The organism is Frankiales bacterium (assembly GCA_016125335.1).
Lineage (GTDB): Bacteria > Actinomycetota > Actinomycetes > S36-B12 > CAIYMF01 > Longivirga.
Genome location: WGLY01000039.1, coordinates 1 through 18518 on the forward strand (window position 1 = coordinate 1; position 18518 = coordinate 18518).

Genomic DNA, 18518 nt, shown 5'->3' on the forward strand with positions numbered 1-18518 from the left:
CGCCGCCCTCGTGCTCGGCGACCGCGGCGAGGACGGCGAGCTGGTCTACGACGCCTCCCGGACGCAGACCGAGCTGCACGTGGTGATGGACCTCGACACCCTGCGCGGCGAGCGCGACGGGCTGGCACTGCTGAACGGGACTCCTATCCCGGCGCCGATCGCGCGGGAGGTCGCCGGGGTCGCCGAGCTCTGGCGCCGGGTGGTCGTCGACCCGGTCGACGGGCACCTGCTGGACTACGGGACCCGCCAGTACCTGCCGGCCGCGCTGCGTGAGCACGTGCTGCACCGCGACCCGACCTGCCGGCGACCCGGCTGCACCCGGACGGCGCAGGAGATGGACCACGCACTCCCGTACCCCGCGGGGCCCAGCGACACGGCGAACTGCGGCGGGCTGTGCTCGCGCTGCCACCAGGTGAAGACCGCCGGGCACGCGACCATCGAGGACAGCGCGGTCGACGGCTCGGGCACGTGGGTGACCCGATGGCGGCAGCGCATCCGCATCCCTGCCCAGCCCGTGCTCGAACCACCGGAGCGACCAGCACCCACCGGATCACCTGCCGCCCCACCGGGTGTCGCACCGGCACGCCCCGGCACCCACGAGCAGCCCCAGCAGGATGTCGATCCCCCGGGAGCCGGCGACCCTGAACGTCCACCGTTCTGACCCACACCACGACGGTCACGGCGAGTGGGAGCGAGAGCCCTGCCTCACCGCCGTCGCCGTCGAGCGCACGAGCAGGATCAGCTACGACGTCGATCCGCGGCCCGAAGAACCCCTCGGACCCGGCGTGCGAGGCGCCCTCTCTCAGTCCTCCGGGGCGAGGGTGCCCTGCGCCGTGTCGGGCGAGGCGTTCTCGACGAGGAGGCGGGTCCATGCGGCGCAGACGGCGTCGAGCGGGAACGAGGCCGACAGGTGCTGCTGGGCCCGGAGACCCTCGGCCTCCCAGCGGTCCTCGTGCACCGTGGTGAGGATGCGCTCGGCCATGGCGTCGACGTCCTCGTCGATCCAGCGCTGGTGGTAGATCGTGTCGGCACCGGGCCACGGGAGCAGCGCAGGCACGGCACCGGAGGCCATCCCCTCGGCCGGGGCGAGGTGGAAGCTCTCGTCGTCGGAGGTCGAGAGCACCCAGCCGATGCGGCGCAGCCACGCGGCGACGTCGCCGCCGAAGTCGTCGAACACCACCGCGCCGCGCAGGTGCGGCGAGGTCTGGATCCGGCGGAACACCTCGTCGAAGTGCTCCTGCTCGTGGGCCTTGCGCCAGATCCACCAGTAGTCCCAAGGCAGTTTGGACTTGGCGAACAGCGTGAACCGGTCGTCCTGGCGCCGCACGCGCTCGAGCACGTCGAGCCCGAGGTCCATGCGCTTGCGCATGGGCGCGATCCCGATCATGCCGAGGTGGAACTGCGCCCCCTCGAGCTTGGGCCGGTCGAGCTGGTCGACGTCCACCCAGTTCGGGACGACCACGATCTTGTCCTTCGGCCACCCGGTGCGCTGCGCCGTGAGCTGGCCGTAGAAGGGGCTCACGCACACCATCTGGTCGACGTTGTCGATGACGACGTCCTTGATCCAGGCCGCGTCGAGCTCGAACCTGTGCAGCCGGACGATGAGCCGCTGCCCCGGCCGCTTGCGCTGGGAGTACCAGACCGCGACCGGCCCGCACCACTCGGCGATGATGACGTCGGCCCAGTCGAGGATCTCCTGCGACTGCGCCGGGTCGTTCACCGCCAGGGCCGACCACTGGTCGACGCGCACCTCGAGCTCGGGCAGCGCCGAGAGGTGGTCGAGCATGCGGCTGAAGAACTTCAGGTCGTGGCTGGCGACGCCGACACGCAGCCGCCGCGAGCGCCCCGCGAGCGACGGCGCGGCGGATCCGGCGGTGGGGAACGCCCGGGCGAGGTGGCCGCGCATCCGCTCCACCGCGACGTCCATCGAGAACGACGCCGACACCTCACGGCACCGGGTGCGCGCGGACTCGTAGAGCTCCGGGTCCTGCGCCACGGCGGCGACGGCGTCGACGACGTCGTCCTCCCCCTGCACGAACAGCGGGTAGTCGACGCCGAAGAGGTCCTCGTGCATCTGCGTGCGGTTGAGGATCACCGGCACGTCGAGGGCGCCGAACTCGAGCACCTTGGTCGACAGCTCGAGGCTGCCGTCCATCGCCGGGTCGCGCCACGACAGCCCGATGTCCATCGCCGCCGACGTGCGCATGGCCTCCTGGCGCGGCATGCCGCCGTGCCACACGACGCCGGGGCTCGACGACAGAGCCGCCTGCATCGCCGGAGCCCACGACGGGTCGGTCGGCACCTCGTGGACCTTGTCGCCCACCATGTGCAGCTCGGCCGAGACGCCTGCCTCCGCGAGACGCTGCGGCAGGCGGGTCATCTCCAGGGTGTTCCACAGCGGCGCGAACTTGCCGGTGTAGACCAGGCGCAGCGGCCGGCCCTCGCGCGGCTCGCGCTCGGGCAGCTCGAAGTCCGGTGCGGGCACGGTCGGCGTCCAGAGGACGCTGCGGCCGCACGCCGCCGACACCGCGGACTCGAGGAACGAGCGCAGCTCCTCGGTCTGGCAGAGCATGAAGCGGCTCGCGGCGCTGATCCGCTCGAGCTGCTCGATCGCTGCGGGCGTGAGAGCGGTGACGGTCTGCGCGTGGTCCGTGAGGTAGGTCCACAGCCGCCCGTCGAACGCGCCGTCCTTCGCCGCGACGTCGACGGCGCGCAGGCCCCGCATGACGACGAGGTCGAAGCGCTGCTGCTCGTCGAGCCGGCGCATGATCTCCACGGCGTGCTCGCGGTCGAGCAGGTGCGACCGGCGGGGCACGAGGCCCTCCTCGTGCGGGCGCACGACCGTCACGCGCGGCATGGCCGCGATGGGGTCGACGAGGCGGCCCGTGGTGACCGGGGCCTTGAGCAGGAGCGTGACGTCGACGTCGCACCGGCTCAGCGCCTCGACCATCGACTGGACCCAGATGGCCGAGCCGTCGAGCACGTTGAGGTTGACGTCGCCGTAGACGAGCGCGCGGGTCATGAGGCGTCTCCGGATCCGACGGCGACCAGGGTGCGCCCGCGGCCCGCCCAGTGCGCGAGGTCGAGCACGTCGAGGTCGTCGGACACGACGAGCGAGCGGCGCAGCAGCACGTCCTCGCCCAGCGCCGACGTGCCTCGCACGCCTCCCGACGCGGCGAGGGTCACGGCGTCGGCGTCGCCGGCCTCCGCGCCCACCACGAGGTCCAGCAGGTGCGTGTCGGCCCACGGCTGCGCGGCGCCCGGGCGCCACGGGGCGAGCCACGGCGCGTCGACGGCACGGGCGAGGTCGGAGTACCCGACGACGGGCCGCGTGACGGTGCGCACGGCCACGCCGGAGGCGCTCAGCTCGAGCAGGTCGGACGGCGAGCCGACGTCGGCGCGCGCCACGACGAGCTCCGTGGGCCGCAGCCGCTGGCGCAGCACGGACTCGACCAGGCGCGGCACGTCGATGTGCGTGCCGGGCGCCACCACCACGGCCACCCCGCGCTCGTGCCCCACCTCGGCGTCGATCCCGAGCCGGTCGACGAGCCGGCGCAGCCGCGCCGCCACGGTGTGCGACTCGGCGAGGGCGCGCAGCACGGCCACGTGCTCCGCGCCGGTGAGCGGCCCGTCGGCGACGGCCTGGCGCACCGTTCCCGCGACGTCGTCCGCCGGCGCGACGCGGACCGCGCCGCCGAGCCCGAGGGCCTCGAGGTCGCGGTTGGGACCGGTCACCAGCCGCGCGCCCGAGGCCAGCGCCAGCAGGTCGTCGTCGCGCAGACCGAGGGAGGAGTCCGGCACCACGAACGGCGCCGCGACGACGACCGCCGCGCGGCGGCAGGCCTCGGCGTAGCCATGGGCGTCCACCTCGCGCCCGACGGCCGCACCCAGCAGCCCGGGGAACCCGTGGGCAGGAACGCCGCCGCGTCGGGGGCGGATGGTCAGCGCGGCGCCGGCCGCCTCCAGCGCCTCGACGAGCAGCGCGCGGCGGCGTGCGGTGTCGCGCGCGTCGAACCCGCCGGCGTAGAGCACCGCGGTGCGGCTGTCGCGCTCGGCCCCGAGGTCCACGGCGTCGCCGAGGGACACCCCGACCGACCAGGCCACCCCGCCCGAGCGCGCCGGGGCGGAGTCGACGACGAGGTCGCACCTGGCCGCGAAGTCGCCGAGCGCCGCGGTCTCGTGCACCGGGGTGTTGCGCCAGAGCACCACGGGCCGCCCGACCGCCTGGGCGGCGTCGACGAGCCCGAGCAGGCGGCGCTCGCGCTCGGTCGCGACCGGGTTGCCGAGGTACGCCCAGGGCGACGACGACGCCGACACAGCGGTCTCGACGAGCACGAGGTCCGGGTCGGCCCGGTCGAAGAGCGGGCGGGCGTCGTCGGGCATCGCGCGGACGACGAACGAGTGCCGCGCCAGCGCGGCCTCGGTCTCCTCGCGCACGACGCCCAGCAGGCTGACGCGCGTGCGCGGCTCCAGCGACGCCCCGCGCCAGGCCACCAGCCGGGCGGACTCGCCGACGGCCGACGCCGCGGCGGTGCTCTCCCCCGACCGGCGCCGCGCCTCGGCGAGCCCGGCGCGGCCGCCGCGCATGCGCCACATCCGCAGGGCCTGGCGCGGCAGCTTCGCGGCCGACCGCGGGTTCTTGGCCGCGTTCACCAGGGCGCGCCCCACCCGCATCGAGGTGGACGCCTCCAGCCGCGCGACGCGGTCGCGCGCCGCTCTCAGCTCGGCCTCGGTGCGGCTCAGCGACGCGGCCAGCGCGGCCCGCTCGCGCGCCAGCTCGGCGAGCTGCGCGTCGGCCTCCGGGTCGACGCCGCGGCCCACGCTGCGGGCGCGGCCCGCGGGCTCGGGGTGCTCGGCCCACATCGCGGCGGCGGCGCCGAGCGCGGTCTCGAACGCCTCCGCCGTCACCTCCGACCACGACGGCTGCTCGGCGCCGTCGGCCGCGGCACCGGCGGGGGCTGACTCCGCGCCGGCCGCGGCGCGCACGACCAGCACCGCGACGGGCAGGTCCGGGTAGGGCGTCGCGACCGCACGGACCGGCGCGAGGCCGGCCTGGGCCAGCGCACCGGCCACCGGCGCCTCCACGAGGTCGGCCGGGGGCCACCCGAGGAGCACGAGCGCGTGGCCGCCCTCGGGCACGCGGGCCAGGGCGGCGACCGCGTCGCCGAGGCCGCCGGCCTCCGCGTCCGGGCGCGCGCCGACCGTCAGCAGGACGTCGGTGCCGATGGCCGAGCCGTCGTCGGCGCGCACGGGGGCGACGTCGTCGCCCACGAACGTCGCGAGGTCGATGCCGGCGCCACCGGCGTCGACCACGGCGGTCCAGGACACGCCGCTGCCCGCGACCAGGTCGCGGATCCGGGTCCTCACGCGCCCGCCCGTGCGGCACGGGACCCGAGGAACGCCGACACCACCTCGGCGATGCGGGGCCCGGCGTGGCCGTCCCACAGCGGCGGCACCTTGTGCCCGGCGCCGGCCGGCCGCGCGAGCGCCTCGTCGAGCGCGTCGATGACGGTGGCGGTGGTGACCAGGCGGTTGGTCCCGCTCGAGATGGTGATCGGACGCTCGGTGTTGGGTCGCAGGGTGAGGCACGGCACGCCCAGCACGGTGGTCTCCTCCTGCACGCCGCCGGAGTCCGTGACGACGGCGGACGACCCGCGCACGAGCGAGATGAACTCGATGTAGCCCAGGGGGTCGACGACGTGCAGACGGCCGTGGTCGAGCAGTCCCTGCGACTCGAGCATCGCGCGGCCGCGCGGGTGCAGCGGGAAGACGACGTCGAGCCGGTCGGCGGCCGCGTGCAGCACGCGCACCAGCTCGCGGGCGGACTCGACCGAGTCGACGTTGGCCGGGCGGTGCAGCGTGGCGACGGCGTAGCGGCCGGTGAGCCCGTGCTCGGCGGTGGCCTTCTCGACGTCGAAGCGGTCGAGGTGCGCGAGCAGCGTGTCGATCATCGGGTTGCCCACGAAGTGGATGCGCCCGGGGTCGATCCCCTCGTTCGCGAGGTGCGCGATGGCGTCCGGGCTCGTGACCAGCAGCAGGTCCGAGAGCTGGTCGGTGAGCAGCCGGTTGACCTCCTCCGGCATCGTCATGTCGAAGGACCGCAGGCCCGCCTCGACGTGCGCCACGGGGATGTGCAGCTTCGCGGCCACGAGAGCGGCCGCCACGGTGCTGTTGACGTCGCCGTAGACGACCACCAGCGGGGGCGCCTGCTCGAGGAAGAGCTCCTCGAGCCCCACCATCGTGGCCGCCGTCTGCACCGCGTGGCTGCCCGAGCCGACGCCGAGGTTGACGTCGGGGGTCGGCAGGTCGAGCTCGCGGAAGAAGATCTCGGACATGCGGTCGTCGTAGTGCTGACCGGTGTGCACGAGCAGCTGGGGCACGTCGAGCGCGCGGAGCGCGGCCAGGACGGGCGCCGCCTTGGGGAAGTTGGGGCGCGCTCCGGTCACGTGGATCACAGGTGCGGCGCTCATGGATACCTCTCGTCGCGCACGTCGGGCCGTCCATGGCGCCGCGGCTGCTGGTGCGGCGACTAGCATAGGCGACCGCGACCCGTGGGCTTGGAGTGTGGAAACGTGCCGGACCTGCGCGCGATCGCGGCCCGCGGCGCGCACGCCGCGCGCAACTCCCCGCTCGCCGCGTCGGTGGCCGTGCGCCGGTTCGGGGTCGACCCCGTCGAGACCGCCGTCCGGCTCGCGGAGCGCCTGCCCGACGGCGTCCTGGGTCGGTTCGCGGCCCGGCCCGAGGCCCGGCTGCTGCTCGAGGACGACCCCGACGTGAGGTCGCTCACCCCGGCCGACCCGGCCACCCTGCGCCGCCTCGTCTCGGTGGCCACGGCCCGCAACCGCACCGACCTCGCCGGCGAGCTGCTGGCCCGGCTGCCGCTCGACGACCCGGCCCGTCCCCGGCTCACCGCGCGGCTGGACTGGAAGCGGGGCCACCTCCTCCAGGCGAGCGAGGACCTCGCCCACGACGCCACGTCGCGGCGCGACGTCCGGCTGCGCGACGCGATGGCCGACGACCTGGACGTGCTGCGCCCCCCGCGGCTCGGCCCGCGCCGGCCCCTGGCGTACCGGCCCGTGCCGGGCCGGGTGCTGCACCTGGTCACCAACTCGCTGCCGTACGCCAACGCCGGCTACACCACCCGCACGCACCAGATCCTCCTGGCGCAGCGCGGGATCGGCCTCGACCCCCACGCGCTCACCCGGCTGGGGTTCCCGGTCGCGCAGGGCGCGCTCGCCGCGGCCCCGCTCGACGTCGTCGACGGCGTGCCCTACCACCGGTCGCTGCCCGCGCGGCCCCTGCCCCGCCGGGCGACGGCGCGCCTCGCGGCCGAGATCGACGCCGCGGCCGGCATCGTCGAGCGGCTGCGGCCGGAGGTGCTGCACGCGGCGTCCAACCACTGGAACGGCCGCGTCGCGCTGGCGCTGCGCGAGCGCCTCGGGTTGCCGGTCGTCTACGAGGTGCGCGGATTCCTCGAGGAGTCGTGGCTCTCGCGCCGCGACGGCGACCAGGACGAGGGCAGCAGCACCGACCGCTACCGGCTCGAGCGCGAGCTGGAGACCTGGGTGATGCGCGAGGCCGACCTCGTGACGACCCTCGGCGAGGTCATGCGCGCGGAGATCGTCGCGCGCGGCGTCGACCCCGACCGCGTCCTGGTGGCGCCCAACGCGGTGGACGAGAGATTCCTCACGGCCTCCCCCGACGCCCGCCCCCTGCGGCGCCGGCTCGGCATCGCCGACGACGAGGTCACGGTGGGCGTGGTGTCCACCCTCTACCGGCACGAGGGCGTGGTCACCCTGGTCGACGCCGTGGCCCGGCTGCTGCCCGACCACCCCCGGGTGCGGCTGCTCGTCGTCGGCGACGGGCCGGAGCGCGACGCGATCCGCCACCGGGTCCAGGAGGCCGGGATCGAGGACCGGACGCTGCTCACGGGCCGGGTCCCCTTCGCCGAGGTCCACGAGTACTACGCCGCGGTCGACGTCTTCTGCGTCCCGCGGATCCGGGCCCGGGTCAGCGACCTGGTGACCCCGCTCAAGCCGGTGGAGGCGATGGCCACCGGGCGGGCCGTCGTCGCGAGCGACGTGGGGGGCCTGCGCGAGGTGGTCTCGGACGGCGTCACCGGGGTGCTGGTGGAGCCCGACGACGCCGTCGCGCTCGCCGGTGCGATCGCCCCGCTCCTGTACGATCTGGACCTGCGTGGCCGTCTCGGAGACGCTGCCCGGAGCTGGGTCGCGGAGCACCGCACCTGGTCCCAGGTCGCCTCCCGGTACCGCGACGCCTACGCCCACCTCGGTGCTCGGTGACCGGGTCCGCCGGCTCCCCCGGGACCCCGGAACCACCAGGACCGTCCGGGCGTCGAGCACCGTGGCCGACCGACCCGGCCTCCACCGTCATCGCAGGGAGCGACACCGTGTCCGTCGATCTGGTCGTCATCGGCCTCGGCTACGTCGGCCTGCCCCTGGCGCAGGAGGCCACCCGCAACGGGCTGGCCGTCGTCGGCCTGGACGTCTCGTCCCGCATCGTCGACGGGCTCAACGCCGGCCGCTCCCACGTCGACGACCTCTCCGACGACGACATCGCCGCGATGCTCTCCGGCGGCTTCACCGCGACGACGGACCCCTCCGTCATCTCCGGCGCCGACGCCGTGGTCATCTGCGTCCCCACCCCGCTGGGCTCGGAGGGCGGCCCGGACCTGGCCTACGTGCTCACCTCCGCGCGCACGGTCGGCGACCACCTCAAGCCCGGCACGCTCGTCGTCCTGGAGTCGACCACCTACCCGGGCACCACCGACGAGCAGGTGCGCCCGATCCTCGAGGACGCCACCGGCCTCACCGCCGGCACCGACTTCAACCTCGCGTTCTCCCCCGAGCGGATCGACCCGGGCAACCCGGTCTACGGCATGAAGAACACGCCCAAGGTCGTCGGCGGGCACACCCCCGCGTGCACCGCGCGCGCCGCCGCGTTCTACCGCCGGTTCGTCGACACCGTCGTCGAGGCCAAGGGCACCCGCGAGGCCGAGATGGCCAAGCTGGTGGAGAACACCTACCGCCAGGTCAACATCGGCCTCATGAACGAGATGGCGCAGTACTGCCACGAGCTCGGCATCGACCTGTGGGACGTCATCGAGGCGGCGAAGTCCAAGCCGTTCGGCTTCCAGGCCTTCTACCCGGGTCCCGGCGTCGGCGGGCACTGCATCCCGATCGACCCGATGTACCTCAGCTACCAGGTGCGGGCCCGCCTCGGCGCCCCCTCGCAGTTCATCGAGATCGCGCAGGCGGTCAACAACGGGATGCCGCGCTACGTCGCCCGCCGCGCGCAGGACCTGCTCAACACCGTCGGGAAGGCGATGAACGGCGCGACCGTGCTCGTGCTCGGCGTCACGTACAAGCCCGACATCGCCGACCAGCGAGAGTCGCCCGCCGAGCCGCTGGCCCAGCACCTCGCCGCGATGGGCGCGCGCGTCTCGTTCTTCGACCCCTACGTCGAGGACTGGCACGTGCCGGGGGTCGACACCACCAAGGTGCACGACCTCGAGGCCGGCCTCGCCGCGTGCGACCTCGCGATCCTGGTGCAGAACCACAGCGTGCTCGACCTCGCCGTCGTCGCCGGCCGCGCCCCGCTCCTGCTCGACACGCGCGGCAAGGCCTCGGGCCCGAACGTCGAGAGGCTCTGAGCCACGTGACGACCGAGATGAGCCTCAGCCCCGCTGCCGCGGAGGCGGCGCACTACGGCCTCAGCCCGATCGGGCAGAAGCCGACTCTGCGCGCCTACCTCGTCTCGCTCTGGGACCGGCGGCACTTCGGCCTGGCCTTCGCGCGCAGCCAGCTGCAGGCCGACAACAGCGAGAACCGTCTCGGCCAGCTGTGGCAGCTGCTCAACCCGCTGCTCAACGCAGCCGTCTACTACCTGATCTTCCACGTCATCCTCAACGCCAGCAAAGGCATCCAGAACTTCATCGCCTTCCTGATCGTCGGCGTGTTCACGTTCGGCTTCACGCAGAAGACGATCCTGGCGGGAGCCCGGTCGATCACGGGCAACATGGGGCTCATCCGGGCGCTGCACTTCCCCCGGGCCCTGCTCCCGATCTCCTCCGCGATCGAGGAGCTGCTCAGGACCGGCACGTCCTACGTCCTGCTCGCGGCCATCGTGCTGCTCACGGGCGAGCCGCTGAGCTGGACCTGGCTCCAGCTCCCGGCAGCCGTGCTGCTCCAGCTCATGTTCAGCGTCGGCGTGGCGTTCATCTTCGCCCGGCTCACCGCCTCGATCCGCGACGTGGCCTCGTTCCTGCCGTTCGCCATGCGCATCTGGATGTACCTGTCCGGCGTGATGTACTCCATCACCACGTTCGTCAACACCCACGACTCGCACCCCTGGATCGACTTCCTCCTCAGGGTCAACCCGGCGGTGGCCTACCTCGCGATCATCCGCGGTGCCTTCATGGCCTCGGAGCCCGCGCCGATCACCTACTGGTACCTGGCGCTCGGCTGGGCGGTCGTGGCGCTGTTCGGCGGATTCCTGTTCTTCTACCGCGGAGAGACGTCCTATGGTCGCGGCTGACGAACGCGCGGCCCGCACGGCCAAGACCGGCCGGCCGACCGTGATCGTGGACGACCTCCACGTGGTCTACCGCGTGGTGGGCGCCCGCAAGGCCGGAGTGCACAAGGACGCCTCCTCGGCCCTCATGAGGGTGCTCACCCGCCGGCCGTCGCCGGGTCTCCGGGAGATCCACGCGATCCGCGGGGTGTCGTTCACCGCCAACCACGGCGACGCCATCGGGCTCATCGGCCGCAACGGCTCGGGCAAGAGCACGCTCCTGCGCGCCATCGCGGGCCTCCTGCCGCCCGAGAGCGGCACCGTCTACACCGACTGCCAGCCCTCGCTCCTCGGCGTCAACGCCGCTCTGGTCAACACGCTCTCCGGCCAGCAGAACGTCATCCTCGGCGGCCTCGCCATGGGCATGACGCCGGAGGAGGTCCGCGCCAAGTACGACTCGATCGTGGAGTTCTCCGGCATCGGCGACTTCATCGACCTGCCCATGAACGCGTACTCCTCCGGCATGAGCGCGCGGCTGAGGTTCGCGATCGCCGCGTCGGTCTCGCACGACGTCCTGCTCATCGACGAGGCGCTGGCCACCGGCGACGCCGAGTTCCGGCGCAGGTCCGAGCAGCGCATCCGCGAGCTGCGCGAGGAGGCCGGCACGGTGTTCGTGGTCAGCCACGGCCTCGGCGTCATCCGCGAGACCTGCAACCGCGCGATCTGGCTGGAGAAGGGCCAGATCAAGATGGACGGCGACGTCGAGCACGTCCTCGACGCCTACGAGGCCATCGTCGAGCGATAGGGGGACCGCGTGCGCGTGCTCGTGGTGACGGTCGTGCACCACCCCGGCGACGCCCGGATCGCGCACCGCGAGATCCCCGCGCTGCTGGCGGCCGGGCACGCCGTCACCTTCGCCGCGCCGTTCACCGCCTACGGCGCCGACCGGCCCGTGGGCGTGCGGGCGCTCGACCTGCCGCGCGCCCACGGCCGGGCCCGGCTCGCCGCCCTGCGCCGGGCCCGCGCCCTGGTCGCCGCCGAGGCCCCGGCGCACGACGTCGTGCTGCTGCACGACCCGGAGCTGCTGCTCGCGGTCGCGCGCTCGGTGACCACCCCCGTGGTGTGGGACGTCCACGAGGACACCGCCGCCGCCGTGTCGATGAAGTCGTGGATCCCCGGTCCGCTGCGCCCCACGGCGGCCGCGGCCGTGGCCCGGCTCGAGCGCTCGGCCGAGCGCCGCGTCGGGCTGCTGCTGGCCGAGGACGGCTACGCCACCCGCTTCGCCGGCCGGCACGCCGTCGTCCCGAACACGACGACCGTGCCGGACACGGTGCCGGCCCCGGGCACCGACAGGGTCGTCTACCTCGGGTCGGTCACCCGCGCCCGGGGCGCGCTCGAGATGGTGGAGGTCGGGCGCCGGCTCGCCGGCGAGGTGGGCGTCGAGCTCATCGGCCCGGTGGCCGCCGACGTCGCCGACGCCGTGGCCCGCGCGCACGCGGCCGGTCACGTCGTGGCGCACGGCTTCGTGCCCAACGACGAGGCCGTCCGGATGCTCGACGGCGCGCTCGCCGGGCTCTCGCTGCTGCACGACGAGCCCAACTACCGGCACTCGCGGCCCACCAAGGTGATCGAGTACATGGCGCACGGCGTCCCCGTGATCACCACGCCCCTGCCGGTTGCGGTCGACATCGTCGAGTCCGCGGACTGCGGGATCGTCGTGCCGTTCGGGGACGTCGACGCCGTGGTCGGCGCGGTCCGCGAGCTGCGCGAGGGCGTGGGGCGGCGCGTCGCCCTCGGGTTCGAGGGCCACCGAGCCGCGCGCGAGCGCTACGACTGGCGCGTGCAGGGGCCGGCCTTCGTCGCGGCGCTGGAGTCGTTCGCCCGGGCCTGATCCGCGGCCCGCGATGGCCTGCGGCTCAGTCGATCCCGCGATCGCGCCGCACCCGGAGGGCGTGCTCGAGCAGGGTGGCGGCGCGCGCGTCGAACGAGTGCGCCACCCCGAACTCGGCGGCGCGCGCGCGTCGCTCGTCGTCCGCCAGGAACGCCTCGTCGCGTGCGGCGCCCACCACGGCCGCGAGGTCGTCGCGGTCGCGGTAGACGTGCACCAGCGGGCCGAACACCTCGGCGGCGCCCGCGACGTCGTCGGACACCACCCGGGTGCCCGAGGCGACCGCGTCGAAGAGCCGGTTGGCCGCGAACCCCTCGCGCGCCATGTCGGCCCAGTGGTCGCAGAGCACGACGTCGGCGCCGGCGTAGAGCTCGCCGAGCCGGTCGTTGGGCACGAACTCCGCCCGGACGTGGTCGCCGAGTCCCGCCTCGCGCCAGCCCCGGCCGTAGATGTCCAGGTCGATCCCGGCGGCCAGCGCGTCGGTCACGATCCGGCGGTCCTCACGGTGGTTGCCGACGAACACCACGCGCGACGTCGGCCCGGGCCGCGGGTGGAACCGGGCGGGGTCGGTGGCCTGGAGCAGCGGCTGCACCGGCACTCCCGCCTGCTCGCTCATCCCGGCCGCCCACGGGATGCTGGCGGCGAAGGCAGCGTCGTAGCGACGCACCTCCTCCGGCGTCACGAGGTCGGGGTGGCTGATGACCCACAGCAGGTTGACCGCGCCCGGCGACGGCGTGACGTCGACCAGGCCGCGCACGGTGACGGTGACCTCGTCGAGGTGCGCGGTGCGGCGGGTGTAGGCGTCGCGGCGGTCGACGCCGGCGTGCTGGCCGAGCCGCTCGAGCGCCGCGGCGAGGTCGTGGCCGAAGAACGTGTCGCCCCAGGTGTCCCCGCGCGGGCCGGAACGCGACGCGATCCGCACCGACCAGCGCAGGCGGGGGACGCCGTCGGCCGTGCGGCGCACCCGGTGGGCAAGCACCGGTCGGGGGACGAACGCGCCCGGGCTCCCGGCGTTGGCCGGGTCGGTCTCGTCCTCCGCGCCCACCACGTCGAGGTCGAGTCGGTCCCACAGCGCGTCGTCGGACCGGTCGAGCACCTCGGCCCAGCGCTCGCGCAGGACGGCCGGGTCGCCCACCCGCAGCCGGTCGCGACCGAACATCCGGCTGGCGTGCGACTCCACCCGGGCCGTGTCGACGACGGCGAACGCGCCGCCGCCGCGGTGCTCGGCGATCCGCAGGCAGAGGTCGACCTCGGCCCACCCGTCGGCGGCCGGGTCCGGACCCTGCACGGCGACCACGTCGTCCGCGCGCAGCGCGAGGGCCAGCCCGTTGAGCGCCCGCACGCGCACCGGTCCCGCGCGCCGGACGTCGGACACCGGGTGCTCGGCCAGGTAGTACGCCGGCAGGCCGCCCCCGCCAGGAAGCACGAAGCCGGCGCTGCGCACGGTGCCGTCGGGGTGCACGACCAGGGGCTGCGCCCCGGCGACCGACTCGTCGGTCAGCGCCTCGAGCAGGGGCCCGGTCCAGCCGGGCAGCGGGGCCAGGTGGTCGGCGAGGACGACCACGACGGCGCCGGTCGAGGCCACCACCGCGTGCCCCAGCGCGAGCTGGCGGCCCACCTTGCCCACCCGGTGCCGCAGCACCACGCGCTCGAGCCCGCCGACGACCGCCTCGAGCAGGAAGGCCCCGAGGCGCGACGAGGCGTCGTCGAGCACGACGAGCTCGACGTCGTCCTGACCGGCCAGCCACGCCGCGGTCTCCTGAACCCGGGCCCAGTCCTCGCGCACGGTCACGACCACGGAGACGCGGCCCTCGACACGGGCGGGCAGGGCCGCCTCGGCGGCCGCCCAGTCGGGCTCGTCCGGGGTGCGCCCGGCGGTGCGGCGCTGCGCCCACTCGCGGGCGACGCCGAGCATCCGCTCGCGCCACGGCCCGTACGCGGGTGCCGGCCCGGCGTAGCCCTCGGGCACCGGGAGCAGCGTGTCCGCGCGCGCGGTCTGCAGGAAGTGCACGAGCGGGCCGCCCGTCACCGCCGCCGCCTCGGGGTGCGCAGCCACCCAGGCCGCGTCGTCGAACACCGGGTGCGGGAGGTCCGCGGACCGCTCCCCCGCGAGGAGCGCGAGCACCGCGGCGGTGCCGGCCTCCTTGCCGCCCTCCTTGTCGACGAGCGACGGCTCGAGCAGCGGGTGCGGCGGGAGGCCGGCCGGCCCGCCGTGGTGCAGCCAGTGCCGCGCGGCGGCCGCCTCGCCGCGGAAGTCCTCGCCGACCAGCGCCGAGTACCACGCGACGTCGACGGCGCCGGCGTCGCGCAGGGCGGCCACCGGGGCGCGGTCGGCCCACCAGTCCTGCGCGTCCTCGCGCAGCCGGCCCGCGCGCCGGCGGGCGCCGCCGACGCCGGGGACCTTCCCGAGCGAGGTCATGCCCGTGCCACGCCCCAGCCGCCCCTCACCGCCGGCGCAGGTAGCCGCGCGGGTTCTGCGTCACGTAGTACATCTCGCACTCCTCGTCGACCTCGAAGCGGTCGTCCTCGGCGAGGAACTGCTCGACCGCCTCGTAGGGGCCGGGCCCGAAGTCTGCGTAGACCGGATGGCCGTTGATGTTGGTGTCCTCGACGATGAGGTAGGAGCCGGAGGTGACGAGGTCGGCCCACAGCCGCAGCTCGGCCAGCACGTGGTCGCGGCTGTGGTCGCTGTCGAGCACCACCATCACCGGGCTGCCGTCGGAGGGGAGCAGCTCCTCGACCCGGGCCCGCACCTCCGGGTCGCTGGACGACCCGAGCAGGTAGGTGACGTCGGGGTGCGCGACCCGGTCGGGCATCGGGTCGATGTCGATCGTGACGATGCGACCGGTGCCGAGCAGCCTCATCTGGTCGGCCATCCAGTACGACGAGCCGCCGAAGCGGGTGCCCGTCTCGATCACCAGGCCGGGCCGAAGCCGGTCGAGCAGGTGCTGGTAGATCCACAGGTCCGAGGTCATCTTGAGGATCGGGATGCCTCGGTAGAACGTGCGCTGCCACACCCTCGGGCGCTGGTGGTAGTAGAGGAGGTGGAACTGGTCGGCGATGGTCTGGCGCACCACCGCCGGCGGGTTCGCCGGCCCCATGCCGCGGGGGTGGTATAGCCCGGCGAACGCGCGCGAGATGACCTCCACCTCCTCGGGCGTGGCCTTGGCGCGCTGCTCGCCGATGGCGCGCAGCCGCTCGAGGGGGTCCGCCGTCGAGCCGGACGCGTCGGCGACGGCCCCGTGGCTGCGCAGGTCGGCCGCGAGCGCGCGGGTGCGCGGGTCGACGCCGTCGCGGCGGGAGCGGTCGAGGATGGTGCGGGCCCGCCGCGCGGCGAGCTCGTCCCAGCGCGCGCCGACGGCGCGCCGGGCGCGGGACAGGACGGGAGGTCGGGCGGCCATGCGGGCGAGGCTATCCGGCGTCCCGCCGCTCACCTAGCAGGCCGCCGCGCCCACGCCCGCGACGGGCCGGTGCGCGAGGTGAGGAAGCCCAGGCCCCACGACCCGTGCATGGTCGCGAGCACCGCCGGCACCCGCACGGCGACCGCGAGGGGCTGGCGCCGCGAGATCCACAGGCCGCCGGCGACGGCGAGCACGGCGTAGCCGACCGGGGCCGCCCAGCCGATCGCCAGCCAGGTCGGCCCGCCGAGCGAGAGGAGGCCGGCGGCGGTGCCGAGCACCACCCCGAGCAGCGCCACCGGCGCGGCGAGGTAGCGGGCGTTGAGCGTGTCGGGGTGACGGCGCACCACCTCACGGCGCCAGCGGCCGTAGTCGTGGTACTGCCGTGCGAGGGCGCGCAGCGTGGGGCGGGGCCGGTAGGTGACTCGCATCCGCGGGGTGAACCACACCAGCCCGCCGGACTCGCGGATCCGGTAGTTCATCTCCCAGTCCTGGGCGCGCACCATGCTCTCGTCGTAGCCGCCGACGCGCTCGAGCGCCGAGCGCCGGAAGGCGCCCAGGTAGACGGTGGGGGCCGGCCCCTCCTCGCCACCGGTGTGGAACGCCGCCGCGCCGACGCCCAGCGGGGAGGTCATGGCCACGGCGACCGCGCGCTCGAAGGTGGTCTCGCCCTCGGCGCCCATGATCCCGCCGACGTTGTCCGCGCCGGTGCGCTCGAGCACCTCCACGGCCGTGGCGACGTAGTCCGCGGGCACCAGGGCGTGGCCGTCGACGCGCACGATGACGTCGTGCGCGGCCGCCGCGATGGCCGCGTTGAGGCCCGCCGGTGTGCGCCCGGTGGGGTTGTCGACGACGCGAACACGAGGATCGGCGGCGGCCAGCGAGGACGCGATCTCGTGGGTGCGGTCGCGGCTGGGGCCCACCGCCAGGACCACCTCGAGCGGGCCGTCGTAGGCCTGGCCGAGCAGCCGGCCCACGGCCCCGGCGAGGTGGCGCTCCTCGTTGAGCACCGGCACCACCACCGAGACGCCCGGAGCCGCGCTGCGGCCCGGTGAGGGCGGCTGGGCCGGGTCGCCCGGCGCGTCGGGTGAGGTCGACATCACGGGAGACCGTAGTCGACGCCGCCCCGGCCACCGGACGCGTGACCCACCTCACCCGGCGTTGCGGCACCGGGGCCGCCCGCGCTGCGTCGTACCGTGGACGAGCCCTGTCGGTCCCCCCGGCACGGCCCGGCCCCGACCCCCCGAACGCCGGAGGACCTCCCGTGACCTCGCCGACGACGCGACCCGGCCTCGCGCCCGCGCCGCGACGCGGGCTGCGCGCCGTGGCGGCGGTCGCCTCCACCCTCGTGCTGCTCACGAGCGGGGTCGCCTGGGCCGGGGTCGCGCAGTTCGACGCCGGCGTCACCCGGATCCAGATCCCCGGCCTCGGCGGCGAGGTCGGGCACAGCGACCCGATGAACATCCTGCTGGTCGCCAGCGACAGCCGTGACGGCATCACCCGGTCGCAGGCGGCGAAGCTGCACCTCGGCCACGACAACTACGGCGCCCCCCGCACCGACACGATGATGCTCGTCCACATCGGGGCCGACGCCGGCTCGGTGTCGGTCATCTCGCTGCCCCGCGACACGCTCGCCGACCTGCCCGCCTACACCGACGCGCAGGGCAAGAAGCACCAGGCCCACCAGGCCAAGCTCAACGCCGCCTTCGCCGAGGGCGGCCCGACCGGCATGGTCGCGACGGTCGAGTCGATGACCGGGCTGAAGATCGACCACTACGTCGAGATCAGCTTCAGCGGCTTCCTGCGCATGGTCGACGCGGTGGGCGGCGTCGAGGTGTGCCTGCCGACGGCGCTGAAGGACAAGAACTCCGGGCTCGACCTGCCCGCCGGCCGCCAGACGATCCAGGGCGCGCAGGCCCTCGCCTACGTGCGCGCCCGCTACGTCGACCCCACGTCCGACCTCGGGCGCATGAAGCGCCAGCAGAAGTTCATCGCGTCCATCGTGAAGAAGGCGACCAGCGCCGGGACCCTGCTCAACCCCGTGCGGCTCGACTCGTTCCTCACCGCGGTGGCGCACAGCATCACGACGGACTCCGGGCTCGGCAAGGACCAGATGCTCGACCTCGCCGACCGCCTCAAGGGCACCAGCCCCTCCAACGTCGCGTTCGAGACGGTGCCGCTCGGCGCGCCCGAGAAGATCCCCGGCATCGGCGACGTGCTCACGTGGGACAAGAAGAAGGCCGCGGCGCTGTTCACCGCGCTCAAGAACGACCAGCCGATCGTCGCGCCGGCCCCGAGCGCGTCGGCGTCGGCCACCACGGTGACGGTGGCGCCCAGCGCGATCTCGGTCGCCGTCCTCAACGGCACGAGCACGACGGGGCTCGGTGCCCGGGCGGCGAACGACCTCGCCGGCCTGAAGTTCTCGATCGCCGGCCCGGCGCAGAACGCGACGTCGCCCGTCGGGTCCGCCACGGTCGTCAGCTACGACCCGCGGTGGGACCAGTCCGCCAAGACGGTCGCGGCCGCCATCCCCGGCTCCACGCTCACGCCGGTGGCCGGCCTCGGTCGCACGATCCGCGTGACCGTCGGGACGTCCTACGCCGGGGTCCAGAAGGTGACGGTCGCCAAGGCGCCGTCGCCGTCGTCCTCGTCGCCCGCGCCCCGCACGGCTGCCGACGACATCTGCAAGTCCTGACGCC

At 74.7% G+C, this 18518-nt stretch carries 13 protein-coding genes; 7 read left to right on the top strand and 6 right to left on the bottom strand.

Going from position 1 to position 18518, the window contains the following annotated elements:
• Positions 1-661, top strand: a 661-nt coding sequence (locus GC157_17790) for a hypothetical protein (GenBank protein ID MBI1379308.1), incomplete at its 5' end; no start/stop codon positions are given.
• Between the two features lie 141 nt (positions 662-802).
• Here the strand turns inward: GC157_17790 and GC157_17795 are convergent.
• Genes GC157_17795 through GC157_17805 form a run of 3 tightly spaced genes read right to left on the bottom strand, consistent with a single transcriptional unit; the run spans position 803 to position 6470 of the window.
• A complete protein-coding gene (locus GC157_17795; GenBank protein MBI1379309.1) occupies positions 803-3022 on the bottom strand; it encodes a glycosyltransferase in 2220 nt (739 codons plus the stop codon).
• A complete protein-coding gene (locus GC157_17800) occupies positions 3019-5367 on the bottom strand; it encodes a hypothetical protein (GenBank protein MBI1379310.1) in 2349 nt (782 codons plus the stop codon). Before GC157_17800 ends, GC157_17795 begins: the two co-directional genes overlap by 4 nt.
• Positions 5364-6470 carry a UDP-N-acetylglucosamine 2-epimerase (non-hydrolyzing) gene (locus GC157_17805; protein MBI1379311.1) on the bottom strand — a complete coding sequence of 369 codons (1107 nt, stop codon included), beginning with the start codon at positions 6468-6470 and terminating at the stop codon, positions 5364-5366. The genes GC157_17800 and GC157_17805 overlap by 4 nt, the downstream gene beginning before the upstream one ends.
• A 618-nt stretch (positions 6471-7088) precedes the next feature.
• On the opposite strand from GC157_17805, the gene GC157_17810 reads away from it, so the two are divergent.
• The 5 genes from GC157_17810 (at position 7089) to GC157_17830 (ending at position 12424) form a co-directional block, all read left to right on the top strand.
• Positions 7089-8303, top strand: coding sequence for a glycosyltransferase (locus GC157_17810; GenBank protein ID MBI1379312.1), 1215 nt, complete (start codon positions 7089-7091; stop codon positions 8301-8303).
• Positions 8304-8410: 107 nt separating this feature from the next.
• Complete coding sequence (locus tag GC157_17815) at positions 8411-9673, top strand: nucleotide sugar dehydrogenase (GenBank protein MBI1379313.1); 1263 nt, start codon at positions 8411-8413, stop codon at positions 9671-9673.
• Between the two features lie 5 nt (positions 9674-9678).
• A complete protein-coding gene (locus GC157_17820; GenBank protein ID MBI1379314.1) occupies positions 9679-10557 on the top strand; it encodes an ABC transporter permease in 879 nt (292 codons plus the stop codon).
• Entirely contained in the window at positions 10544-11338 is a 795-nt protein-coding gene (locus GC157_17825) for an ATP-binding cassette domain-containing protein (GenBank protein ID MBI1379315.1), read from the top strand. The genes GC157_17820 and GC157_17825 overlap by 14 nt, the downstream gene beginning before the upstream one ends.
• A 9-nt stretch (positions 11339-11347) precedes the next feature.
• Positions 11348-12424 carry a glycosyltransferase gene (locus GC157_17830; GenBank protein ID MBI1379316.1) on the top strand — a complete coding sequence of 359 codons (1077 nt, stop codon included), beginning with the start codon at positions 11348-11350 and terminating at the stop codon, positions 12422-12424.
• 25 nt (positions 12425-12449) lie between these two features.
• Here GC157_17830 and GC157_17835 read toward each other — a convergent pair whose 3' ends face one another.
• From GC157_17835 to GC157_17845, 3 genes are read right to left on the bottom strand one after another with little or no spacing between them, the layout of a single operon-like run.
• Entirely contained in the window at positions 12450-14840 is a 2391-nt protein-coding gene (locus GC157_17835) for a glycosyltransferase (protein MBI1379317.1), read from the bottom strand.
• A gap of 25 nt (positions 14841-14865) precedes the next feature.
• On the bottom strand, positions 14866-15822 hold the full coding sequence (locus GC157_17840) for a hypothetical protein (GenBank protein ID MBI1379318.1): 957 nt from the start codon (positions 15820-15822) through the stop codon (positions 14866-14868).
• A 29-nt stretch (positions 15823-15851) separates the two neighbouring features.
• A complete protein-coding gene (locus GC157_17845) occupies positions 15852-16919 on the bottom strand; it encodes a glycosyltransferase (GenBank protein MBI1379319.1) in 1068 nt (355 codons plus the stop codon).
• A gap of 164 nt (positions 16920-17083) precedes the next feature.
• Between GC157_17845 and GC157_17850 the strand changes: the two genes are divergently transcribed.
• Positions 17084-18514, top strand: a complete 1431-nt coding sequence (locus GC157_17850) for a LytR family transcriptional regulator (GenBank protein MBI1379320.1) — start codon at positions 17084-17086, stop codon at positions 18512-18514.
• Positions 18515-18518: the final 4 nt, after the last annotated feature.

Coding starts and splice junctions, on each gene's coding strand:
- GC157_17795 (MBI1379309.1), bottom strand. CDS start 3,022: ATGACCCGCGCGCTCGTCTACGGCGACGTCAACCTCAACGTGCTCGAC.
- GC157_17805 (MBI1379311.1), bottom strand. CDS start 6,470: ATGAGCGCCGCACCTGTGATCCACGTGACCGGAGCGCGCCCCAACTTC.
- GC157_17825 (MBI1379315.1), top strand. CDS start 10,544: ATGGTCGCGGCTGACGAACGCGCGGCCCGCACGGCCAAGACCGGCCGG.
- GC157_17835 (MBI1379317.1), bottom strand. CDS start 14,840: ATGACCTCGCTCGGGAAGGTCCCCGGCGTCGGCGGCGCCCGCCGGCGC.
- GC157_17840 (MBI1379318.1), bottom strand. CDS start 15,822: ATGGCCGCCCGACCTCCCGTCCTGTCCCGCGCCCGGCGCGCCGTCGGC.
- GC157_17845 (MBI1379319.1), bottom strand. CDS start 16,919: ATGTCGACCTCACCCGACGCGCCGGGCGACCCGGCCCAGCCGCCCTCA.